Raw genomic sequence first — 19638 nt, 5'->3', positions numbered from 1 at the left:
CCGTACCGACGTGGATCCGGCGGAACTCCACGTCGGAGTCCTCGCAGTACAGACCCACAGCGCCGGCGAGGTAGGGGCGTTCCGGGTCGGTGAGATCAGCGATCACGGCTCCGTCGACGGCAACGGTGATCCGGCCGCCAGCTTGGGTGATCCCGACCGTGTGCCAGGTCGCGATGGTCGTGCGGGGCACCTCGCCGCTGGCGAGGAACCGCTGCCCGCCGGGATAGGCCGGATCCTGCTTGCTGATCTCCCAGCCGTTGGTTTTAAGGGTGAACGCATAGAAATGGCTGATATCGGTGTAATGCCACAAAACCCAGCCGACCTCCCAGGGCTGCGGCCCAGGCGTACGCAGCTGGCGGACGGTGCGCAGCTGGGCGGTGACGTCGACGTCGGTGTAGCGGTCGGCACTGACCACCAGCGCCGCATGGGTCGCGCCGGGTCCCACCGCCGATTTCGGGGCCAGCGAGATCACCTCATCGTCAACGGTGCGGCCTGTGGTCGGCTCCACGGTCGGGCCTGCCGTCGAGCCTGTGGTCTGGCCATAGCCGTCGAAGACCGCGAGCCATGCGCCATGTCGGCTGCCGTCCACCCAGCGCACCATCTCGTCGTCCTCCTGGAACAGGCCGGTGAGCCGCCACATCCCCAGCAGCCCGATCAGGGCGAGCAGACTGACCAGCGTGATAACGGCGAGGATGGCCAGCCGGACGAGCAGTCCGGATCCGCAGCCGGCCGGCCCACGCCCCCGGCTGGTGTCGGCGCCGTCGGGCGGATCAGCGGGCAGCAACGGTCGCACCGACGTCATCCATCGACGGGGACCGGCTCGCCGGCGTGCTCCGGCGATGCCGCCAGACCGACGTCTTCGCTGGTCACCATGGTCGCCGCCACCGCAGCTGCACTCGCGGCCGCAAGGGCGGGTGTAAGGGCTGGTGCAGGCAGACTTTCCTCCGGGCTGCGGACGGTCTTGTGCCAGCTGTTGCGGCCGCTGAGCATCCGGGCGATCGCCCACCAGCCGGCGACGAACCAGACCAGGGCATACAGGATGTAGAGGTGGCCGTAACCGATCAACCGCAGGACGCCGACTCCGGAGAGCGGCTCCTGCCTGCGATAGACCAGCGCGCAGATCAGTGCCGGAACGGCGGCCATCAGGTAGGCACCGGCGAACAAACTCGGATCGGGGCTGGGCCCACCGGCGAACCAGTCGGCCAGAACCGCGGCGGTCGAGAATCCGAACGCGAGTGTGAGCAGGGACGCCAATAAGATCAATAATGGGCTCGACAGGTGGAAGAGCATGTCGGGCAGGCTGCGGAGCCGCGCCTCCCGAATCACCCGCGGTATCAGCCGCCATGACTGCAGGTGCCCTTGGAACCATCGCGAGCGCTGGCGCAGCAGCCGACGAAGTCTCACCACGCCCTGCTGGTGGACGTCGGCCTGCGGGCAGAACCGGTTGCGCCAACCCGCGAGCAGCAACCTGACCCCGAGGTCGAGATCCTCGGTCAAACTGTGCGTCCACGGCTCGTCGCCCAGTGACCGCAGTGCTGAAAGCCGCACGAACTGGCCGTTGCCACCCAGCCCCACGTTGTCGACATGAGCCCGACCGCGCTGGAAGATGTCCGTGTAGATCACGAACTCCATGTCCTGCATACGGGCCAGCAGGTTGCCACGACGGTTGTTGATGCGGACGCCGGTCTGGACGCCGGCTGTACGCGGGTCGCTGAAGTACGACGCGACGACGTCGACGGCATGGGAATCCAGGCGTCCGTCCGCGTCGACAACAACGACGATCACGTTGTTCGGGTCGCGGGTGGCGACCTCATCGCGAACGCGGAGGTGGGCGATGGCGGCGTTCAGGGCAGCGCCCTTGCCTGACCGGGCATTGGGCAGATCACGCCGCAACAGCCACCGGCGCTCGTCGTCGACCCCGCGCACGATGCTGGACGTAGCGTCGTCCGAACCGTCGTCGACCACCAGGACCCGAATGTCGTCCCTTGCGGTGGCCAGCAAGCGCCGCAGACTCGCCCCGATCACCGCCTCCTCGTTGAGGCAGGGCATGACGAACACGTAGAACAGCCCGGCGGGCACAGCCTGCGGCGGCGGCTGGTGGGTGCGGGACAGCAACAGCATCGTCACCAGGTAGAGGAAACCCATGACGATCAACCCGGCGGCGAGTAACCACGCGGCATCGACCCCTTGGCCGAGTAACGACCCCGCCGACAGTGTGCCCGCCCGGCGTGGTGCCTGCGCCTGCGCGGTCGCTGGAACGGCCAGGTACCAGGCAACAGGCAGGAGGAGGACGAAACCACGGCGAAATTCCGTGGAAATCTTAGCTTTCCGTACACGGCACGGCCGGCTCATCGGCTGACCCGTCGTCCGGCTGGTCGGCCGATACTCTCGGTCACGCTGAAACGCTCGGCCGACGTATGCCCGAGACGACCGCGGACGCGCAGGAGGAGGGCCAGAAGAATACATACCACAGCGGCAGCGAGATACAGCACGAATGCCAGACCGACAACGTCGGTCAACACGCCGGACAGCATGTCGAAAACCTTAGAAGTAGTACTTCCGCTCAACGCGTGATCGGCCGCACGCGATTCGAACATAGATTCTCCATCAAGGCATAGATGCCCAGGTCTCCACCGGCGCGCAGCAACGCCTGATGCCCCCGACCTGCGCTGTTGGCGCTCGCCAGCGGCGACAGAGAGGTGCCCGACCAGCCTGGAAAGAACGCGAAAACAGGCGACTCACGGCACCCGTCAATTCCGCGGATCGCCGTATCACTCACGCCTTGAGGTGTAGCCGGCTCACTATAACAGCGGCAGGATTCCCCAGACCACCGCCGTCACACGGGTCGTACGATCCAGCTCATCCCCCTTGGACCTGGCCTCCCGAGTACTCGGCGAGGCGGTGGCGACACCCTCGACCGTCTGGCGGAGAACGATACCCCTGCGACTTCGCTGTTCGGACAACAGCGTTGCATGAAATGCCGCTGTGTGCAAAGGGCGTTCCGAAACCTCTGCGTTATCCCGCCGGTACATCAGGACCAACTATCACGCAGAGTCACTATCAGGTCGCCTATAGGCCACCACGCACGGCGATACATTGATCAGTTTCCGTGCGCACGAGAGGTTACCCACCACCCGCGACACACCCTCTGAGCAGGTGGAACAACGCGCTTGAAAACATTGCGTACGTCTCTGACAACCGATTGTCAGCAAGCAGCCATTGGCGCTGCGACAAAAATCGATGACGCAAAGTAATATTTGAGGAATACTCCCGCCGTCGGCGGCCGGCATCCGCTGAAAAACCCTGAAGAGGCACCGCACTTTATATGACTCGCACTCTATCTACAATAAGAAAACCAATGAAAAACTTATGAAAAACTTGGCGACGATGGACATGGACGGGATCCGATGCACACCGTCACCATACAATCACTCCGTATTCTCAGGAGCAACATCAACAGACATGGCATCGCGCAGACGGTCAGCGTCGGTGTCAGCCAGGGTCAGGTGCCGGCGCGCCTCTTCCAGACTGACAAGCCGGTAACTGGCCGTCGCAGTGGCCATCGTCGCACCATCAAGATCGAGAATCTCGGCCGCAGCATGGGTGAGGCCGACTCCGGTCTGCTCCACACGCGACGGTCGCATCCGGGCTACGCAGTCATACGTCCTCCCGACGAACAAGGGTGAGACGTAACGCACCTTCATCGCCGTGGTGAACGCGGTGAGACCCACCTGGAGCACGATCAGGTTGCCCATGATCTCATCACAGACCACTCCGACCAGGCCACCGTGCACGACCCCGGGGTACGACTCATGTGCCCGCCCGAAGGTGAAGCGGGCCTGCAAGCCCTCGGGATGGGTCCGGAACTGCAGCTGAAGGCCCTGATCATTGTGCGGCGAACACCCGAAACACCGATAGTCCGACAGCACCGACCAGGGAACCTCGACCGGGCCGCCCGGACGCTCCCCACCGGGCGTCGCGTCGACGGCGTGCACAGTGGTATCGGCGGTCGGCATCCTGAGATCTCCCTCGCCCGGCCTGGTCTCGTCGACCTGGACTCCCTTTTTCTAGACGAATCCGCGGCGCGGGGCATCGATAATCACCCGACCCGATCACACGATCAGGCTCGTCAATCACGCCGGGATTCTGACCGCGGCACCGCCGTCGCTCCCGGCCGACGGCGGACCAGTAGCCAGCGGCGGAACATGACGACCGCGGCAATCACCCAGACCACGCCCAGCAGGATCATGAGGTTGCGCTCGTAGGCCAGCGGGTCGACCGACGGGTTGTCGGGTTTGCGGCCATACCCCCGCCACAGGGGCAACGACACCAACGCGACCGAGCCGCTGACGATCAACGCTGCCTGTATCACGGCCCGGTACGGTGCCGGGACCAGCTTCGTCAGCACGAGACCGATCACGGCCAGCGCCGGGACCAGCAGGGCGTCGTGGACGGCGATGGCCACCAGCCCCCAACCGAGCGCGTACGGCGGATTGGCCGCAAGGTGCGCGTCCAACGCCCCGAACACCCCGACGCCAACCATGGCAATGCCACCGCCGACCAGCAGGACACGGAGCCCCAGCACCGCCGCACGCCATGCCGGCGCCCGGCGCCCGGCGGACTCACTCATACCATCACCACCCGGTGCACCCATTTGGTCTGCAGGACACCCGGTCGGTTCGGGGCGATCAAGCGGACCGGATAGCCGTGGTCAAGCGCCAGCGGCTCGCCTCGGAGCCCGGTGGCCAGCAGGGTGAGCGAGTCCCGGGCGTGCGGTGGACGCACCTCGCTCGTGCTGTAGAGGCTGCCGCTCTCCAGCGACTCGACCCGCACCGTGGCGTCGTGCGGAATGCCGGCCCGATCCAGTAGCTGCGGCAGCGCAACCCCCGACCAGGTGGCATCCGCACTCCACCCCTCGACGCAGGTGATCGGCAGATGGGACGTGGCCTGGGGAAACGCGGCCAGGTCGGCCAGGCTCAACCGCAGCGGCCGGGGGCCGACGACCTCCAGGCGGTATCCGGGGTCGCGCGCCACGGTGGCGACCCCGGCCGCGGCTGCGGTGCGGTTGACCGGCAGGTTCTGTGGTCCGACCGTCGGCTTGCGTGGGGCCAGCAGATCCAACTCTGACAGACCGGGCACCGCCTGACCGACGGTGACCACCGTGATCACTCCAGCGGCCGCACCGACCGCTCCGACGAAGCCGCGTCGGGACAACCCGTCACCGTCGGGTTCCGGCGAGCTGGTCCGCACCGGTACGCCGCCCGGTTCGAGATCGCCGCCGTCACGATTGACCCCTTCGAGGGCGCCGCCGTCACGATTGACACCTTCGAGGGCGACACCTTCGACGGCGACGCCGTGGACCCTGCCGCGTCCGACGTTGACGCGCACCACCGTCAGCTTCGCCGCCACGTGCACGAGCAGCGCGCCGATCGTCACCCACGCGGCCCAGTAGTGGGCGACCGTGAAGAAGAAATGGAACGGGTACCACTGGGCGATGTTCGCGATCCCGGTGGAGAGCTGGAACAGCGCACCGCCGATGAGCACGATGATCGAAATCCGCTCCAACGCGTGTGCGACCGTACGGACCGGCGGCCACTCCCACAGCCGCGGGTAGACCGTCCACAGTTTCGCCAGCAGCAGCGGTACGCTCGCCAACCCGGTCGCCACGTGCAGGCCCTGGGTGAACCGGTAGAACCACACCGGCCGGGACGGCCACGAGAACCACGACGTCGGATGTTGCATGAAATGGGAGACCAAACCGGTGGCAAAGCACGTCCCGAAGGCGATACCGAGCCAGATCCCGAGCAGCGCGGCCACCCGCGGGTCATGCAACCGGCTGGTGAACCGGCCCTCGCGCAGCGGTCCACGCCGCAGGGTCTCCGGCGGCGATGGCAGCGGGCGGGTGAGGGGATTCATATCTCCAACGTAGGACCGCCGGCCGCCGCCAGACACCCGCCACGGATTACAGGACGAGGACGGCGCCAGTCCGCGCCCTCCGGTGTGCCGCAACGGCCTGGTTCCCCCTCACCCGGTGCGCCCTCACGGATGCGGCGTGGAATCCGCCAGCTGCGGCCGGATCTGGTCGACCACGACCAGGGCGATGAGCCCGACGGTGAGCACAATCAGCACGAGCAGGCCGGAGAGGTGGGCGGCGAGCGGCACGGCCGCGAGCAACACCACCACCGCGGCCACCTGCGGCCAGCTCGGTCGGCGGCCGATACGGGCCGCGCACGCCATCAGGCCGAGGAGATAGAGTGCTGGACCGCCGAGCGTCACCAGAGCACCGGCCGTGTGCAGTTCGCCGCCGGGATGCACGATCACCAGCTCGACGCCGACCGCCGTCAACACGATCCCGGCGATGATGGGGAGATGCAGGTAGGTGTAGACGTCTCGGCCGATCTGGCCCGACTCGTCCGCCGCACTCCGGCTGATCCGCCGGGCGACCGATGCGCCGATCTGGCCGAAGTACAGCCACCACAGGGCGGTCGACGTCAAAAATGCAAACCCGAGCGTGACGACGACCGGGCCGCGCAGCCCCGCACCGGAGGCGGTAACCCCGGCCAGCACGATGCTCTCGCCGAGCGCGATGATCACGAAAAGCTGGAAGCGCTCGGCGAAGTGGCTGCCCTCGACCTCCCACTGGCTCATCGGGGTGGCACCGGCGCGGGGCACCCAGTACCGAGCCAGCGGCGCCGCCAGGTCGAGCCCCAGCGCGGCGACCCAGAGCAGCCAGCGCGGCTCACCGGACAGTATCCCGCCGACGACCCACAGCGGGGCCGAAAGGATACTCCAGGCAAGAATCTGCCGGAAGTTCTCGTTGAACGCCCCCGGCGGGGTCACCCACACGACGAAGGCGTTCCGACCGATCTGCAACGCCACGTAACTGGCCGCGAAGAGCAGTGCGAGGTCGACGGCGCCTTCGGGGATCGCCACGGCCATCAGGAAGCTGGCCAGCATCACGTAGATCAGGACGAGTCGAACCGGCACCGTCTCCGGGTCGAACCAGTTGGCCATCCAGGTCGTGTAGTTCCAGGCCCAGTAGACGGCGACGAGGAAGAAGGCCGCCTGCACCGCGCCGATCCAGCTCAGATCCGCCAGCAGGTGGTGGGATATCTGGGTGACGGCGAAGACGTAGACGAGGTCGAAGTACAACTCGAAGAAGGTCGCACGCTGTTCCCCGCTACCCCGGCCGCGAATGAAGGGAATATCCGGAATGACGGAACGTGTTCGCCCCACTGCTTCAGGCTGCATGGCCGTACCCGTACCTGGACCCATACCCGAGCATAAGGCGCCGCCGCCTGAACAACACTGACGAGGATGGTCTGGATGCCAGCGCATGGAAGCCGACGCCACAGTCGGCCTGAGTCGGCCGGATGGCCCACGTCCGTCGCCGTCGCGATCGCGGTTGCGGTGGTGATCGCGATCGTCCTCGGCGGGTGCAGCGGCGGTGCCGACCGGGGCCGCCAGGCCACGGGGCGCGTGCCTGGCGGAGCAAGCGCCGGAGCGAGCGCAGGGGCGAGCGCCGGGTTTGACGTCCGGGCCGAGAACGCGAAGCCCGGTGCCGACTGCGGCCTGGCCCGTCTCGGCTACAACCACGCGGTGGAGGGCTGGCTCGACCATGCCAGCATCCGGACCGGGGACGAACTGCACCTGTTCGCGTCCACGACCGCGGCCACGCTCAAGGCCTCCGTCTTCCGGATCGGCTGGTACGGCGGACGAACCTGCCGGCTGGTCACCGAGGTCGGTCCGCTCCCCGGTCGGGTACAGGCCCCCGCCGCGCGCGACCCGAAAACCAACACCGTGAGCACGTCCTGGATGCCGACAACGGCGTTCGACACGAGCAGCTGGCCGCCTGGCGCGTATCTGATGCGCCTGGACGACTCCGACGGTTTCCAGACCTACGTTCCGTTGACCGTCCGCAACCCGACGACATCGGGACGGGTGGTACTGCTCGCGGCGGTGACAACCTGGCAGGCATACAACGCGTGGGGTGGATACAGCCTTTACCACGGCCCGAAGGGATTCAACGACCGGGCCCGGGTCGTCTCGTTCGACCGACCGTACGACTATGGCGACGGCGCCGCGGACTTCACCGGAAACGAAGCCCCGGTCATCATCCTCGCCGAGAAACTCGGGCTGCCCGTCGCCTATGCAACGGATATCGACCTCCACGGCGATCCAGCGTTGTTGGACGGCGCCCGCGCGGTCGTTTCCATGGGGCATGACGAGTACTATTCGCCCGCGATGCGGGACGCGTTGACGCGGGCCCGGGACCGCGGGGTGAATCTGGCTTTCCTGGGCGCGAACGCGGTGTTCCGACGAATTCGGCTGGGACCGACCGCGTTCGGGCCGGACCGGCTGGAAACCGGTTACAAGGTCGCGGCCGAGGACCCGTTGAACGGCATCGACGACGCCGCCGTGACCGCGAACTGGCCGTCTCCGCCGAATGCGAGACCGGAGAGCTCGCTCACCGGTGGCATGTACCAGTGCAATCCGGTACATGCCGACCTCGTGGTCCGCGACCCCGGACACTGGCTGTTCGCCGGAACCGGGTTGAGCGCGGGCAGCCGTATTCCCGGAATGATCGGATCCGAGTACGACCGGGTCGACCTCACCTATCCGACACCGTCGCGGATCGAGGTCCTCGCACATTCACCGGTGCTCTGTCATGGCCGGCCCGACCATTCCGACGTCAGTTACTACACCGCCGACTCGGGCGCGGGAGTGTTCGACGCCGGTACCAGCGCGTGGGTATGCGGCGTAACCGATGTGTGCGGGTCCGGCGCGGCCGGACCCGTAGTACAGAACTTCGTCACCACCGTCACCACCACGATGCTGACCACATTTGCGCAGGGCCCGGCCGGGCAACGACATCCCGGCGCCCGATCCGTGCCGGGTGACGACGCCGGCGGCGGCGGGAATCCGGGCGGTGAACGGTAGCCCGGCAAGCCCCCGCGATCCGCTTGTCCAGAGCGTTGAAGGTATCGACCTCGATATTGCCCTTGGCGGTCGATGGCGCAAAGCCGCCAACCAGATAGACATTCTCTGCAGCGGATCCTGCTTTCGTAATAACCATTGGCTCGAACTGGGTCGCGCCATATACGATATTTACTTTGACACCAGCCTGTGCATAAGCCTGGAACAGACGTTGAGCAATTTCACCCTGCACGACAGGGTGAATACAATCAATACCGTCAGCTGCAGACGGGGCGGCCACCTCCACGTATGGGACGGAGACCTGATGACATCCAAGACTACCCAATGTCGTGGTGATCAGAGAGCTGTCGCAGGCGCGTACCGGCCGCGGAGCTCGCGCTTGAGGACCTTTCCGGTGATGTTTTTGGGAAGTTCGGCAACCACATGGATCTTCCGCGGACTCTTGTAACCGGCAAGCTGCGCCCGACAGGTCCTGAGGATGTCCTCGGGGTCCACGTGTGCACCGGGCCGGGGAACAATCACAGCTACCACACTCTCCCCCCATACCGGGTCGGGAACACCGATGACGGCGGCTTCCGACACGGCCTCGTGCTTATGGAGGACCTGCTCCACCTGCGTGGAGTACACGTTCTGTCCACCAGTTATGATCATATCCTTGATGCGGTCGACAAGATAAACGTATCCTTCTTTATCCACGGTCGCCACGTCACCGGTGTGCAGCCACCCATCGGTGAACGCGGCGGCGGTGGCCTTTTCGTCGTTCCAATAACCACTGGTAACCAGATCACCGCGGATGACCAGCTCACCGGGGGTGCCGGCGGGGCATCGCCGCATCTGCTCATCCATGACCGCGACGGCGGTCAGCGGCAACGGCCGGCCACAGGACTCCAACAGTTGCTCCTGGCCCGACAGCGCACGAACATGGTCCTCAGGACTGAGAGCCGTCACCCATCCGGTTGACTCGGTCTGGCCGAAGCCGGTCACCAAAACCGGTCCCAGCCGGTCCGCCAAAGCGCGGGCAGTGCTCGTGGGCATGGCCATCCCGCCGTATCCCAGTCGGCGGATGGAGGACAGGTCGGCCGTGTCATAGCCCGGATACCGGAGCACGAAAGCCGCCATCGTCGGCGCCAGCGAAGTGATCGTGATTCGGTGTTCCGCCACCAGTTCCAGGAACGCGCTCGGCTCAAACGCGGGCATCAGGACAGTCGGCACCCCGCACAGGTGGTAGGTGGGGACCTGAAACGCGGAAACATGGCACATGGGGAAGGTCATCAGCATCCGGTCACGGTCCGTCGGCGAGACCGCGAGCATCATTGTCATGGCCGCTGTGATGATTCCACGATGGGTGATCATCGCCCCCTTGGGGCTCCCGGTCGTACCGCTCGTATAAACCAGCCATGCCGTGTCGGAATCTGACACTTCCACCTGAGGACGGATGGGTGAGGCCGATGCGACCAGCTCCTCGTAGGAGGAGCCGCGGCCGTCCGATGGACCACCAATTACGAACATGTGTTCGATGGCTGGGACGTCGCCGAGCACGGGCCAGAGTTCGTCGACGAACTCCCGGTCGACAATCAGCACCCGGGCGCCGGCCGCAGCTATGATCTCAGCCCATTCCCTGGGATGGATCCGGTAGTTGAGCAGGGTGAGTACCATGCCGGCGGTCGGTACACCGTAGAGAGCCTCGACATAGGCGGGCACATTGCGAGCCAGGATCGCGATCCGGTCTCCCGGCGATGCGATCCGGGAAAGGCCGTCCGCCAGCCGTAACGAGTCCGCGTGCAGGTCCGCAAATGTCCGGCGTTCGTTCCCCGTGACCAGCGCCACCCGTTCCGGCCAGTTCGCGGCTGCCAGTGACAATATATCGCCCATCAGCATTCGTCTGTCGCCTCCACCCGCCTGGAAAGGGTTATCAAGGGCAGTACCTCGTGCGTGATGCGTTCCGCGTTGCGGAGGGACTCGTCGAGGTCCGCACCGCTCGGCTGAAAGATCATGTGGCGTGCCCCCGCATCCACGTAGGCCTGCACCCGTGCGGCAACCTGTTCCGGGGTACCTGCGGCGGTCACGCGGTGGATGAGTCCGCGCAGGTCCCGTGACCAGACTGAGCCGAACATCTGCGCCATGTCGGCGTAGGCGTCTTCGGGCCGGTCCGCTACACCGATGAACAGAAACTGGAACCATTCGAAGCTGTCGAGCTTACGTCCGATGGCGTCGGCCTGGGCGCGAACCGTCCGGACCGTTTCGGCGTACCGGTCCGCAGACAACAGATAGGGCATCCAGCCGTCGCCGATGGTCGCGGCTCGCCGCATCGCCGGCGCCTTCGTCCCCGCTATCGGTATCCGTGGACCACCGGGCTGGACGGGCGGCGGGGAGATCCGCACGCCCTGGAACGGGTAATGCGGGCCGGCCCCATCGACCGCTTCGCCGGTCCACAGGTCCCGTAAGACGCGAATCTGTTCGTCGACCCGGTAGCCGCGGCCGGCGACCGGCACACCGCAGGCATCAAACTCCTGCGGATATTCCCCACCGACCCCCACCCCCAGCGTGACCCGCCCCCCGCTCACCCGATCGATCGACGCCACCTGCTTCGCGACGATTGCCGGCGGATACAGCGGAAGCAGGAGCACCGCGGTTCCGATGCGCGGCCGCTCGGTGAGCGCGGCGAGGAGCCCCAGGTTCACCAGCGCCTCCGGAGTGGGAAGCGGTGCCGCGACATGACCACTCGCCCACAGCGAGTCCGCTCCGAGCCTGTCCAGCCGACGGATCTCCTTCTTCTCGCCTCGAACGTTGAAGCCGAACAGCACCCGGGGTTCGGCTTCCGACGCCTGAGCACCGTTCTCGTGCGGCTGACCCACCGGCCACCTCCAACATCATGTGAAGTATGGGCAAGGTTACATGCGAGTCGAACTTTCGACAACGATGTTGAACCCAGGAATTTACCGCATCTTTTTCGCTCCTCCAGGCCTGCCAACCACGGCCGGCTCATCTCTACACTCGGAAGGGTGAGGGAGCCGGCGCCGCCCGAGGACGCAGGTGTCGCAATCGGGGACATACAGAGCGAGACGGACACCCAGTTCGCCGCGGGTCTGGTCCGTCCGAGCAGCGGTCGTTCGTCCTCCCGGCGGGAGGCCTTCGAGTCAGCGCTCCTGGACGCCGCCGCGGAGCTGTTCGCGACGCGGGGCTACGCCGGTACGACCCTGCAGGACGTCGCAGATGCCCTGGGGGTGAGCCGCCCAGCCCTGTATCACTACGTCTCAAGTAAGGACGATCTGGTGGCCAAGATCGCCCGTGACACTCTGGCCAACTCGGCATTTGTCATCAATATGCCTGAAAACCTGGCTTCACGGCCGGATCTGCGACTGAAGAAAATCATGATGGGGACAGTGGAAGCAGCGCTCCGTCACCCCGAGCGCACCCGACTGGTCAGCCGGAGCGAGACAAACCTTCCGCCCGAGGTCTCCCGGTTATACAAGGAGATATGGCATGGTTTCGAAAGAACTGTGGAATCGACGATCGCCGACGGTATCCGGTGCGGCCTGTTCCATCCCGTCAACGAGGCGATTGCAGCACGAGCGTTGAGCGGGATGGTGCTGTTCGCCTCCTGGTGGTACCAGCCGGGTGGCAGCACGACCGTGGTTGAAACCGGACGCATCCTGTCCGATATGGCAGTCCGAAGCCTGCTGCGGCAGAACCCCACCGACGGGCACGAAGACGCTGCGACAGCCGTCCTCGATCGAATCAAAAGAGATCTTCAAATCGTCGAGCAAATGCTTGCCCACCAGCCGGGCATCCACTGAACGAACAAGGACTCCTAACACAATGAGGTCTTCAGCCGTCGCCAGCGGGTGATGGCGCAGCCGAGGGTGCGGAAGGCTTCGTGAATGTCGTCGCGGATCCCCCATAACCGGGCACGAGGAGGCACACAGTACGCGGTGGCCGCCCCGGCACGAAGCGTGGGTGCTCGCCGGTTGTCGGGGTGCTCCAGGGTCCGCACCCATGCCCGCACCCCGTACAGCCAAAAGAGCACAATACGGACTATGGATGTCGTCATCGCGGTGCAGGACGGCAGTGAGCGGACCGATGGCGGCGCTGCGCCGTTGGGAACCTGGCTTGCCAGGGAGCCGCAGCTGCGTGGCCGGATCCGTCGTCGCGCGACGGGCGAGCCCGCGGCCGGGACCATGGGGACGGCCGCAGATCTCCTCACCGTGGTCCTGGAACCGGGAGGGGTCGCCACAGTGCTGGCCGCCGCGCTGGTGACGTGGGTGCAGCGCCGCACCGGGAACCAGACCGTGACCGTCACCCGACCTGACGGAACCACGATCGCAGTGGCGGCCGAGCACGTCCGCGGGCTGGACGCGCGACAGGTGGGTGAATTGGCCCAACAACTCGCCCGGTCCTTGGAACCTGGCACGGTGCCATCCGACGAGACCGCGCGGCCTCCCGCCGCACCAGCCGAATAAGAGCGCCCGGCAATAGGGGCGTGGATGAAAGGCTCGGACGGATGACGGCACCCCGGCGACCACCGCTCGGTGACCTGGCGGGGATGGGTGCGCGGGCGGTACTGGTGGGAACAAGCCGGCACACCGACGCGTCGGGCCTGCCGGATCTGCCGTCGGTGGCCACCACGGTCGAGGATCTGCGGCGGGCACTCGAAGAGGTGTGCGGCATGGAGCCCGCACACATCCGCACCATCATCGACCCCGCCGACGAAGGCGCTGTGCTCGACGCGGTGGAGGAGATCGCCGCACAGGCCACCGGCGTCGTTCTCTTCTACTTCGCGGGGCACGGCCTGCTCGGGCCAGGGGATCGGCTCTACCTGGCCACGCATGCCAGCCTCGCTGGAGACCGGATCGCCCGGTCGGCCTCCTATCAGACCATCCGCGACATTCTCGCGGACCTGCCCGCCAGCACCGTGGTCATGCTCGACTGCTGCTTTTCCGGGCTGGCGGCCGCGACCGGCCGCGACCGCCAACGGGATCCCTACGCCTCCGCCCGGCCACGCGGCAGCTACCTGCTGACCTCGGCGTCCCACTACGCGGTCTCCTATGCTCCGCCGGGCGAGCGCCACACCCTGTTCACCGGCGAGCTGTTGCGGCTCCTGCACGAGGGTGACCCCGCCGGCCCGGTCCGGTTGACCCTCGACCACGTCTACGGCTACCTCGACCGGCGCCTGCAGGACGCGGCGGCCCGGCCGCACCGGCAGAGCGACGGCAGGGCCGGGGAACTCGTCCTTGCCTCCAATCCCGCCTACCAGCCCGCCCCGGAGCCCGATGACACTTCATTCCAGCCACCTGACGACTCTGCGTGTCCCTATCCGGGGATGGAGCCGTTCCAAGCGGAGGACCACGAACGGTTCTTCGGCAGGGAGGATGTCGTCCAGCGCCTGCTGGGCGAGGTCACCGGGAGCGATACCGGTCACCGTCCAGTGGTGCTCGTGGGGTCCTCCGGGGTGGGCAAGTCCTCGATCCTGCGTGCCGGGCTGCTGGCCGGCCTGGACCGCCGGCACGATGCGGACCGGACGAGTCCCTGGCCGGCGGTGCTGCTGGCGGCGCCGGGAGCCCAGCCGCTGCAGGCTCTCGCCGAACGGCTGACGGCGGCCACCGGGAAGCCTCTGGATGAGGTGGAACGGCATCTGCTGGCCGGACGGTTGCCCAGCATCGCGGAGCGGTCCGGCGGCTGCGCGGTACTCGTCGTCGACCAGTTCGAGGAGGTCTTCACCCGGTGCCCGGACGAGGATCAGCGGGCGCGATTCATCCATGTGCTGTGCGCCGGTTCCGACACCGGCCCGGACCGTACGCGGGTGGTGCTCGGGCTCCGCGCGGACCACTACGGCAACTGCCTGGCATATCCCGAACTGGTCCGCGCTCTGCGGGACGGCCAGGTGACGGTACCGCCCCTGGACGATGCCGGGCTACGGGCGGCCATCGAACGCCCGGCGCAGGCAGGCGGCCTGGTCCTGCAGCCTGGTCTGACCGATCTCCTGCTGCGGGACCTGCGTGAGGGCGGGAGTTCCGGCCTGGGCACAGCTCTGCCGTTCCTGGCCCACGCGCTGCGCGCCACCTGGACCAGGCGCAGCGGTCGCACCCTGACTCTCGCCGGCTATCAGGCCACCGGTGGGATCTGGCGGTCCGTCACCCGCACCGCCGAGGAGATCCACGACACGCTGTCCGAACCGGGCCGGCTGGCCCTGCGGGACCTGCTGTTACACATGGTTCATCTCAGCGACAGCGACAGCGACAGCGACAGCGGCAGCGGTGGGGAGGCGGTGCGACGCCGCGTCGACCTACGAGAGATGACCCACGGCCGTTCCAACGTGGAGCGCCAGATCATCACCCTGGTGTGCGACCGATTGGCGCAGGCCCGGCTGGTCACCGTCGATGACGGCGGGGCGCAGCTCTCCCACGAGGCTCTGCTGCGCGCCTGGCCCCGGCTGCGCCGATGGCTCGACGAGGATCGCGCCGGGCTGGTCATCCGTCAGCAACTGGCCGATGCGACGGACGCCTGGCAGCGTGCCAGTCGTGATCCGGCATTCTGTCATCGCGGCGTCCGGCTGGCTGCGGCCCGCGAGTGGGCCGCCGACGCGCGGCATGAGCGCCTGCTGCGGATGGCCGACCGGGAATTCCTCGACGCCAGCATCCGAGCGGAACAGGCCGAACAGGCTCGGGAACGCCGGCGGGTCCGCCGGCTGCGACAGATCCTCGCCGGCCTGGCGTTCGCTCTGTGTCTGACGGTGCTGGCCGCCGCAGTGGCGTTCCAGCAACGCTCCAGCGCACAGCGCAACCTCCGGGCGGCGACCGTCCGCCAGCTTCAGGCGGCGGCCATCTCGGCTACCGGCACCGAGCCACGGTCCGCGCTGCTGCTCGCGGTGGAGGCATTCCGACGGGACCCGTCGCAGACCAGCCGGGCGGCCCTGCTCGACGTCCTGGCAGGTACCCAGTTCTCCGGAGCCATTGAGAACCTGCCGAACGTCGTCGGCACGGTGACCTACAGTGGGGACGGCCGGATCCTGGTCATCGGCACCGGCGACGGCACGGCACAGGTGTGGGACGTCTCCCAACCTGATCATCGCCGCAAGCTCACCGACGTGGTGGCGCACGGGCAGCCCGTGTTCACCCAGGGGGTGATGGCGTCCTGGCTCGACGACGGCGGGCACCTGCTGTATCTGCTCGGCCAGGACGGTGTCATGGGGATGTTCGACCTGGCGGACCCCGCGCATCCCGTCGGCCTGGGAACCGTCCACGGGATCGCGGGAAACGGCCGGGCTGCGGGGGTCATCCAGGCTGCGGGTTTCAGCCCCGATGGGCACACGCTGGTCGCATCCGATCTCGGAGTGCTCTCGCTGTGGGCGGTGGGTGCGCGGCCCTCGGACGTGACGCGCCTGGTCCAGTTACCGCGACACGACACCGGCCCGCTCAACGCGGCCGCCTTCTCCCCCGACAGGCGGCTGCTGGCCCTCGGCTGGCAGGACGGAACCACCGAGGTGTGGAACATCACGGACCGCTCCCACCCGCTCCGGCAGGCTGTCCTCACCCCGGCCGGCCTCACCCCGGCCGGCCGCCCCGCGGTACTGTCTGCCGCCTTCAGCACCGACGGGCGGACCCTGGCCACCGGAGCGGACGACGCGCAGGCACGGCTGTGGGATCTGACGGACCCCACCCACCCACGCCAGAGCGCAGGCCTGAGCGGTCACGGTGGCGCGGTCCGCGCGGTCGCCTTCAGCCCCGACGGCAGGAGCCTGGCCACCGGCAGCACGGATCGCACGATCGCGCTGTGGGATGTCGCTTCTCCTGCGACGTCCGTGCGCACCGCCACCTTCACCGGACATCAGAACCTGATCAAGGCGGTGAGTTTCGCGCCGGACGGCGCCACCCTGGCCACCGGCGGCAATGACGACACGGTGCTGTTCTGGTCACTGGCCGACCGTCTGACTCCAACACGGTCGGCACAACCGATCGTCGGAACCACCCTGTTCTTACAGAGCCCCTACACGCCGCTGCGCTTCTCGACCCTCGACCCGACCGGAACGCTGCTGGCGGCCTGGGGCGCCGGCGGTCGGCCGGTGTTGATGTACCTGACAGGTCCGTCAGCCGGTCGCGACGCCGGTACCGTCGACGTCCCGGACAGCCCGCAGGTGGTCTTCGCGCCGGACGGCCGCGCCCTCGCCACTGCCGCCCGCGACGGGACCGTGACCGTCTGGGACGTCTCCGACCCCGCATCGCCGGTGTCGACCGCACAGTTCCGCATCTCCGACGGTGCTGGCACCGTCGCGTACATGGCGCTGTCCCCCGACAACGCACTCCTTGCCGTCAGCAGCGCTGCGGGACCAACGACCATCTGGGACATCTCCGACCGACGCCACCCCGTCCAGGCGTCATCCCTCACTGCGAACGGGACCGCGAACTGCGCCGTGACATTCAGACCGCGAGGGCGCATCCTCCTGTGCGGTGCCCACCTGTACGACCTCACCGATCTCCGCCATCCGAAGCCGCTGGGCACCCTCGTGGACCCAGACCATCCCCGGCTGCCCGTCTCCGGTACCGCCCGTTTCTCCCCTGATGGGAACACCCTGGTGGCCGCCTTTCTTAAGGACACCTACGTATTCGACGTATCCGACGTGTCCGCTACGGCCGCACCACGGTTCCGGGTGAAAATCAGCAGCGGCGTGCCGATACCTGCCATTGCGTTCAGCCCGGACGGACGGATCCTCGCCACTGTCGGCGGCGGTGACGAAGTAGTGCTGTGGGACATGACCTTCACCTCCGCACCCCACCGGGTCACGGCGGTGACCTTACAGACCTATCCGCGTGGCGTGGCATTCTCCGAAACCGGTGACACGCTGACCACATACGATGAATACGGCAACGTGGTCAGGTGGAACATCGCCTCGCTGCGCGCCACGGTGACGGACCCGGTGGCCCGCGCCTGTCGCCTGGCCGGGGCCAACCCGACCCAGACGGAATGGTCGGTCATGGCCCCCGGCGTCACCTTCGACCGTGTGTGCCCGACTCTCCCCGAAGCACCGTCGCCACCCAGTTTTCCGGTCTTGTTCCCATCAACGCCAATACCGGCGGGCAACTGAAACGAGCCAGCACCGTGCGGATGCCCGCAGCCTCGGGTTGAAAGCAGCACAATCGGGCAGCACCCTTGGAACAGTGCCGCGGAGTCCTGCCTGCGAGGATCCCGAGCGATGGCCGCGGCGAGGGTGAGATGCGCGCCGATGGACACCGACCCGGACGGCACTGAAACGGACGGCACTGAAACGGACAGCACCGAGACGGCAGTGCTCAAAGACTGGACGCTGGCCCAACTCCCGATCCCGGTGGCGATCTACAACCATGAGGCGCGGCTTGTGGGAGTCAACGAGGCGATGACCCGCGTGATGGGAAGGACGGAAGAGGAGATGCGCGGGCTGCGCCTGCGGGAAATGGAATCCGATCCTCCCTTTGAGGAGGTCGACAAGCTGCAGGAACAGGTGCTGCGGACCGGGGAGATGATGCGCCAAGAAGACTACAACCGTGCTCCCGGCGAGGCCCGCGAGCATGGCTGGTCCGTATTCATTTTCCCGCTGAAGGATCAGGACGGCCAGGTGCACGGCGTTTCCGCCGCGGTACTCGACTACACCGAACAGTACTGGGCCCGGCGTCGACTGGCCATCGTGAACGAAGCCAGCACCCGCATCGGCAGCACCCTGGACGTGACCCGCACCGCCCAGGAACTGGCGGACGTCGCCGCCGGCCGATTTGCCGATTTCGTCAGCGTCGACCTGCTGGACTCCATCGTCCACGGCGAGGAACCGACGCTCGGTCCGGTCACCGGCCCCGTCGTGCTGCGCCGGGTCGCACAGCAGTCCGTCCTGGCAGGCTGCCCCGAGTCGGCGGTCACCCCGGGAGCGACCGAATCCCACCCCGAATACTCGCTCCTGGCGCGGACCCTGGCCACCGGCCTGGCCTCACGGCATGCCGTCGATGACCCCGACATCCGCAGGTGGACGGCGCATTTGCGGGCCCGCGTCCGGAGCATCCGCCAGTACGGCATCCACTCGGTGATGGCCGCGCCGCTGCGGGCCCGCGGCACCACCCTGGGCGTCGTGATGTTCCTGCGCCATCGCACCCCGGACCCGTTCGACGACGACGACATCCTGCTCGCCGAGGAGATCACCGCAAGAGCGGCCGTGTGCGTGGACAACGCCCGCCGCTACTCACGCGAACGCACGACCGCACTCGCCCTGCAACGCAGCATGCTCCCGCGGCGGATACCCCAGTCGGCGGCCCTTGATATCGCCTCCCGCTACCGACCTGCCGACTCCCAAGCGGGCGTGGGCGGCGACTGGTTCGACGTGATCCCGCTGTCCGGCGCCCGGGTCGCTCTGGTCGTCGGTGACGTCGTCGGCCACGGCGTCCACGCGTCGGCGACCATGGGACGGCTGAGCACCGCGGTACGCACCCTCGCCGACATCGACCTGGCCCCCGACGAACTACTCACCCGCCTCGACGACATCGTCATCCGTCTCGACCTCGAGAAAGGCCCGACGGCCAGCGACCCCAACGCACGCACGGCCGGGGAAATCGGCGCCACCTGCGTCTACGCGATCTACGACCCCGTCGCCGGCCGCTGCGCACTGGCCCGCGCCGGCCACCCCGCACCCGCCGTCATCACTCCCAACGGCACGGTCGACTTTCCCGAGGTACCCGTCGGCCCCCC

General features: G+C 67.3%; 15 protein-coding genes and 1 pseudogene. 6 read left to right on the top strand and 10 right to left on the bottom strand.

Annotation, left to right across the window (positions count from 1 at the left end):
- The 7 genes from U9977_RS09075 to U9977_RS09045 form a co-directional block, all read right to left on the bottom strand.
- A partial coding sequence (locus tag U9977_RS09075; protein WP_322748755.1) for a family 16 glycoside hydrolase occupies positions 1-802 on the bottom strand: 802 nt, incomplete at its 3' end.
- Positions 799-2352 carry a glycosyltransferase family 2 protein gene (locus tag U9977_RS09070; RefSeq protein WP_322748754.1) on the bottom strand — a complete coding sequence of 518 codons (1554 nt, stop codon included), beginning with the start codon at positions 2350-2352 and terminating at the stop codon, positions 799-801. The genes U9977_RS09075 and U9977_RS09070, both read right to left, overlap by 4 nt.
- A complete protein-coding gene (locus U9977_RS09065) occupies positions 2349-2597 on the bottom strand; it encodes a hypothetical protein (protein ID WP_322748753.1) in 249 nt (82 codons plus the stop codon). Before U9977_RS09065 ends, U9977_RS09070 begins: the two co-directional genes overlap by 4 nt.
- Positions 2598-3428: 831 nt before the next feature.
- Positions 3429-4016 carry a PaaI family thioesterase gene (locus tag U9977_RS09060; protein ID WP_322748752.1) on the bottom strand — a complete coding sequence of 196 codons (588 nt, stop codon included), beginning with the start codon at positions 4014-4016 and terminating at the stop codon, positions 3429-3431.
- Positions 4017-4129: 113 nt separating this feature from the next.
- Positions 4130-4630: a hypothetical protein gene (locus tag U9977_RS09055; protein ID WP_322748751.1), complete on the bottom strand. Its 501-nt coding sequence runs from the start codon at positions 4628-4630 to the stop codon at positions 4130-4132.
- Positions 4627-5916 carry a molybdopterin-dependent oxidoreductase gene (locus tag U9977_RS09050; RefSeq protein ID WP_322748750.1) on the bottom strand — a complete coding sequence of 430 codons (1290 nt, stop codon included), beginning with the start codon at positions 5914-5916 and terminating at the stop codon, positions 4627-4629. Before U9977_RS09050 ends, U9977_RS09055 begins: the two co-directional genes overlap by 4 nt.
- Positions 5917-6039: 123 nt before the next feature.
- A complete protein-coding gene (locus U9977_RS09045; RefSeq protein WP_322748749.1) occupies positions 6040-7251 on the bottom strand; it encodes a low temperature requirement protein A in 1212 nt (403 codons plus the stop codon).
- A gap of 75 nt (positions 7252-7326) precedes the next feature.
- Here U9977_RS09045 and U9977_RS09040 point away from each other — a divergent pair, with 75 nt between their 5' ends.
- Entirely contained in the window at positions 7327-8940 is a 1614-nt protein-coding gene (locus U9977_RS09040) for a N,N-dimethylformamidase beta subunit family domain-containing protein (RefSeq protein ID WP_322748748.1), read from the top strand.
- A 333-nt stretch (positions 8941-9273) separates the two neighbouring features.
- On the opposite strand, the gene U9977_RS09035 is transcribed toward U9977_RS09040, so the two are convergent.
- Both U9977_RS09035 and U9977_RS09030 read right to left on the bottom strand, forming a co-directional pair.
- Positions 9274-10809, bottom strand: a complete 1536-nt coding sequence (locus U9977_RS09035; RefSeq protein ID WP_322748747.1) for a long-chain-fatty-acid--CoA ligase — start codon at positions 10807-10809, stop codon at positions 9274-9276.
- A complete protein-coding gene (locus U9977_RS09030) occupies positions 10809-11792 on the bottom strand; it encodes an LLM class flavin-dependent oxidoreductase (protein WP_322748746.1) in 984 nt (327 codons plus the stop codon). The genes U9977_RS09035 and U9977_RS09030 overlap by 1 nt, the downstream gene beginning before the upstream one ends.
- On the opposite strand from U9977_RS09030, the pseudogene U9977_RS26890 reads away from it, so the two are divergent.
- Together U9977_RS26890 and U9977_RS09025 are read left to right on the top strand one after the other, a co-directional pair.
- Positions 11778-12203 (top strand): annotated as a pseudogene (locus U9977_RS26890) (helix-turn-helix domain-containing protein); the annotation flags it as partial. The gene U9977_RS09030 and the pseudogene U9977_RS26890 sit on opposite strands and share 15 nt — an antisense overlap.
- A 6-nt stretch (positions 12204-12209) precedes the next feature.
- Positions 12210-12734, top strand: a complete 525-nt coding sequence (locus U9977_RS09025; RefSeq protein ID WP_322748745.1) for a hypothetical protein — start codon at positions 12210-12212, stop codon at positions 12732-12734.
- Positions 12735-12748: 14 nt separating this feature from the next.
- Here U9977_RS09025 and U9977_RS09020 read toward each other — a convergent pair whose 3' ends face one another.
- Entirely contained in the window at positions 12749-12964 is a 216-nt protein-coding gene (locus U9977_RS09020) for a hypothetical protein (protein ID WP_322748744.1), read from the bottom strand.
- 10 nt (positions 12965-12974) lie between these two features.
- Between U9977_RS09020 and U9977_RS09015 the strand changes: the two genes are divergently transcribed.
- The 3 genes from U9977_RS09015 to U9977_RS09005 form a co-directional block, all read left to right on the top strand.
- The gene (locus U9977_RS09015; RefSeq protein ID WP_322748743.1) at positions 12975-13397 is read left to right on the top strand and encodes an effector-associated constant component EACC1; all 423 of its coding nucleotides are present in this window, start codon (positions 12975-12977) and stop codon (positions 13395-13397) included.
- 41 nt (positions 13398-13438) lie between these two features.
- The gene (locus tag U9977_RS09010) at positions 13439-18016 is read left to right on the top strand and encodes a caspase, EACC1-associated type (protein ID WP_322748742.1); all 4578 of its coding nucleotides are present in this window, start codon (positions 13439-13441) and stop codon (positions 18014-18016) included.
- A 138-nt stretch (positions 18017-18154) separates the two neighbouring features.
- Positions 18155-19638, top strand: a 1484-nt coding sequence (locus U9977_RS09005) for a SpoIIE family protein phosphatase (RefSeq protein WP_322748741.1), incomplete at its 3' end; no start/stop codon positions are given.

This window comes from Protofrankia sp. Cas8, assembly GCF_963555845.1.
GTDB lineage: Bacteria > Actinomycetota > Actinomycetes > Frankiales > Frankiaceae > Protofrankia.
Note: the sequence above shows the minus strand (reverse complement) of the source record. Positions and strands in the feature narration are given on the sequence as shown.

What these genes read in the sequence shown, in the direction of transcription:
- U9977_RS09070 (WP_322748754.1), bottom strand. Translation starts at nt 2,352, where the DNA reads ATGAGCCGGCCGTGCCGTGTACGGAAAGCTAAGATTTCCACGGAATTT.
- U9977_RS09065 (WP_322748753.1), bottom strand. Translation starts at nt 2,597, where the DNA reads ATGTTCGAATCGCGTGCGGCCGATCACGCGTTGAGCGGAAGTACTACT.
- U9977_RS09060 (WP_322748752.1), bottom strand. Translation starts at nt 4,016, where the DNA reads ATGCCGACCGCCGATACCACTGTGCACGCCGTCGACGCGACGCCCGGT.
- U9977_RS09055 (WP_322748751.1), bottom strand. Translation starts at nt 4,630, where the DNA reads ATGAGTGAGTCCGCCGGGCGCCGGGCGCCGGCATGGCGTGCGGCGGTG.
- U9977_RS09050 (WP_322748750.1), bottom strand. Translation starts at nt 5,916, where the DNA reads ATGAATCCCCTCACCCGCCCGCTGCCATCGCCGCCGGAGACCCTGCGG.
- U9977_RS09045 (WP_322748749.1), bottom strand. Translation starts at nt 7,251, where the DNA reads ATGCAGCCTGAAGCAGTGGGGCGAACACGTTCCGTCATTCCGGATATT.
- U9977_RS09040 (WP_322748748.1), top strand. Translation starts at nt 7,327, where the DNA reads ATGCCAGCGCATGGAAGCCGACGCCACAGTCGGCCTGAGTCGGCCGGA.
- U9977_RS09035 (WP_322748747.1), bottom strand. Translation starts at nt 10,809, where the DNA reads ATGGGCGATATATTGTCACTGGCAGCCGCGAACTGGCCGGAACGGGTG.
- U9977_RS09015 (WP_322748743.1), top strand. Translation starts at nt 12,975, where the DNA reads ATGGATGTCGTCATCGCGGTGCAGGACGGCAGTGAGCGGACCGATGGC.
- U9977_RS09010 (WP_322748742.1), top strand. Translation starts at nt 13,439, where the DNA reads ATGACGGCACCCCGGCGACCACCGCTCGGTGACCTGGCGGGGATGGGT.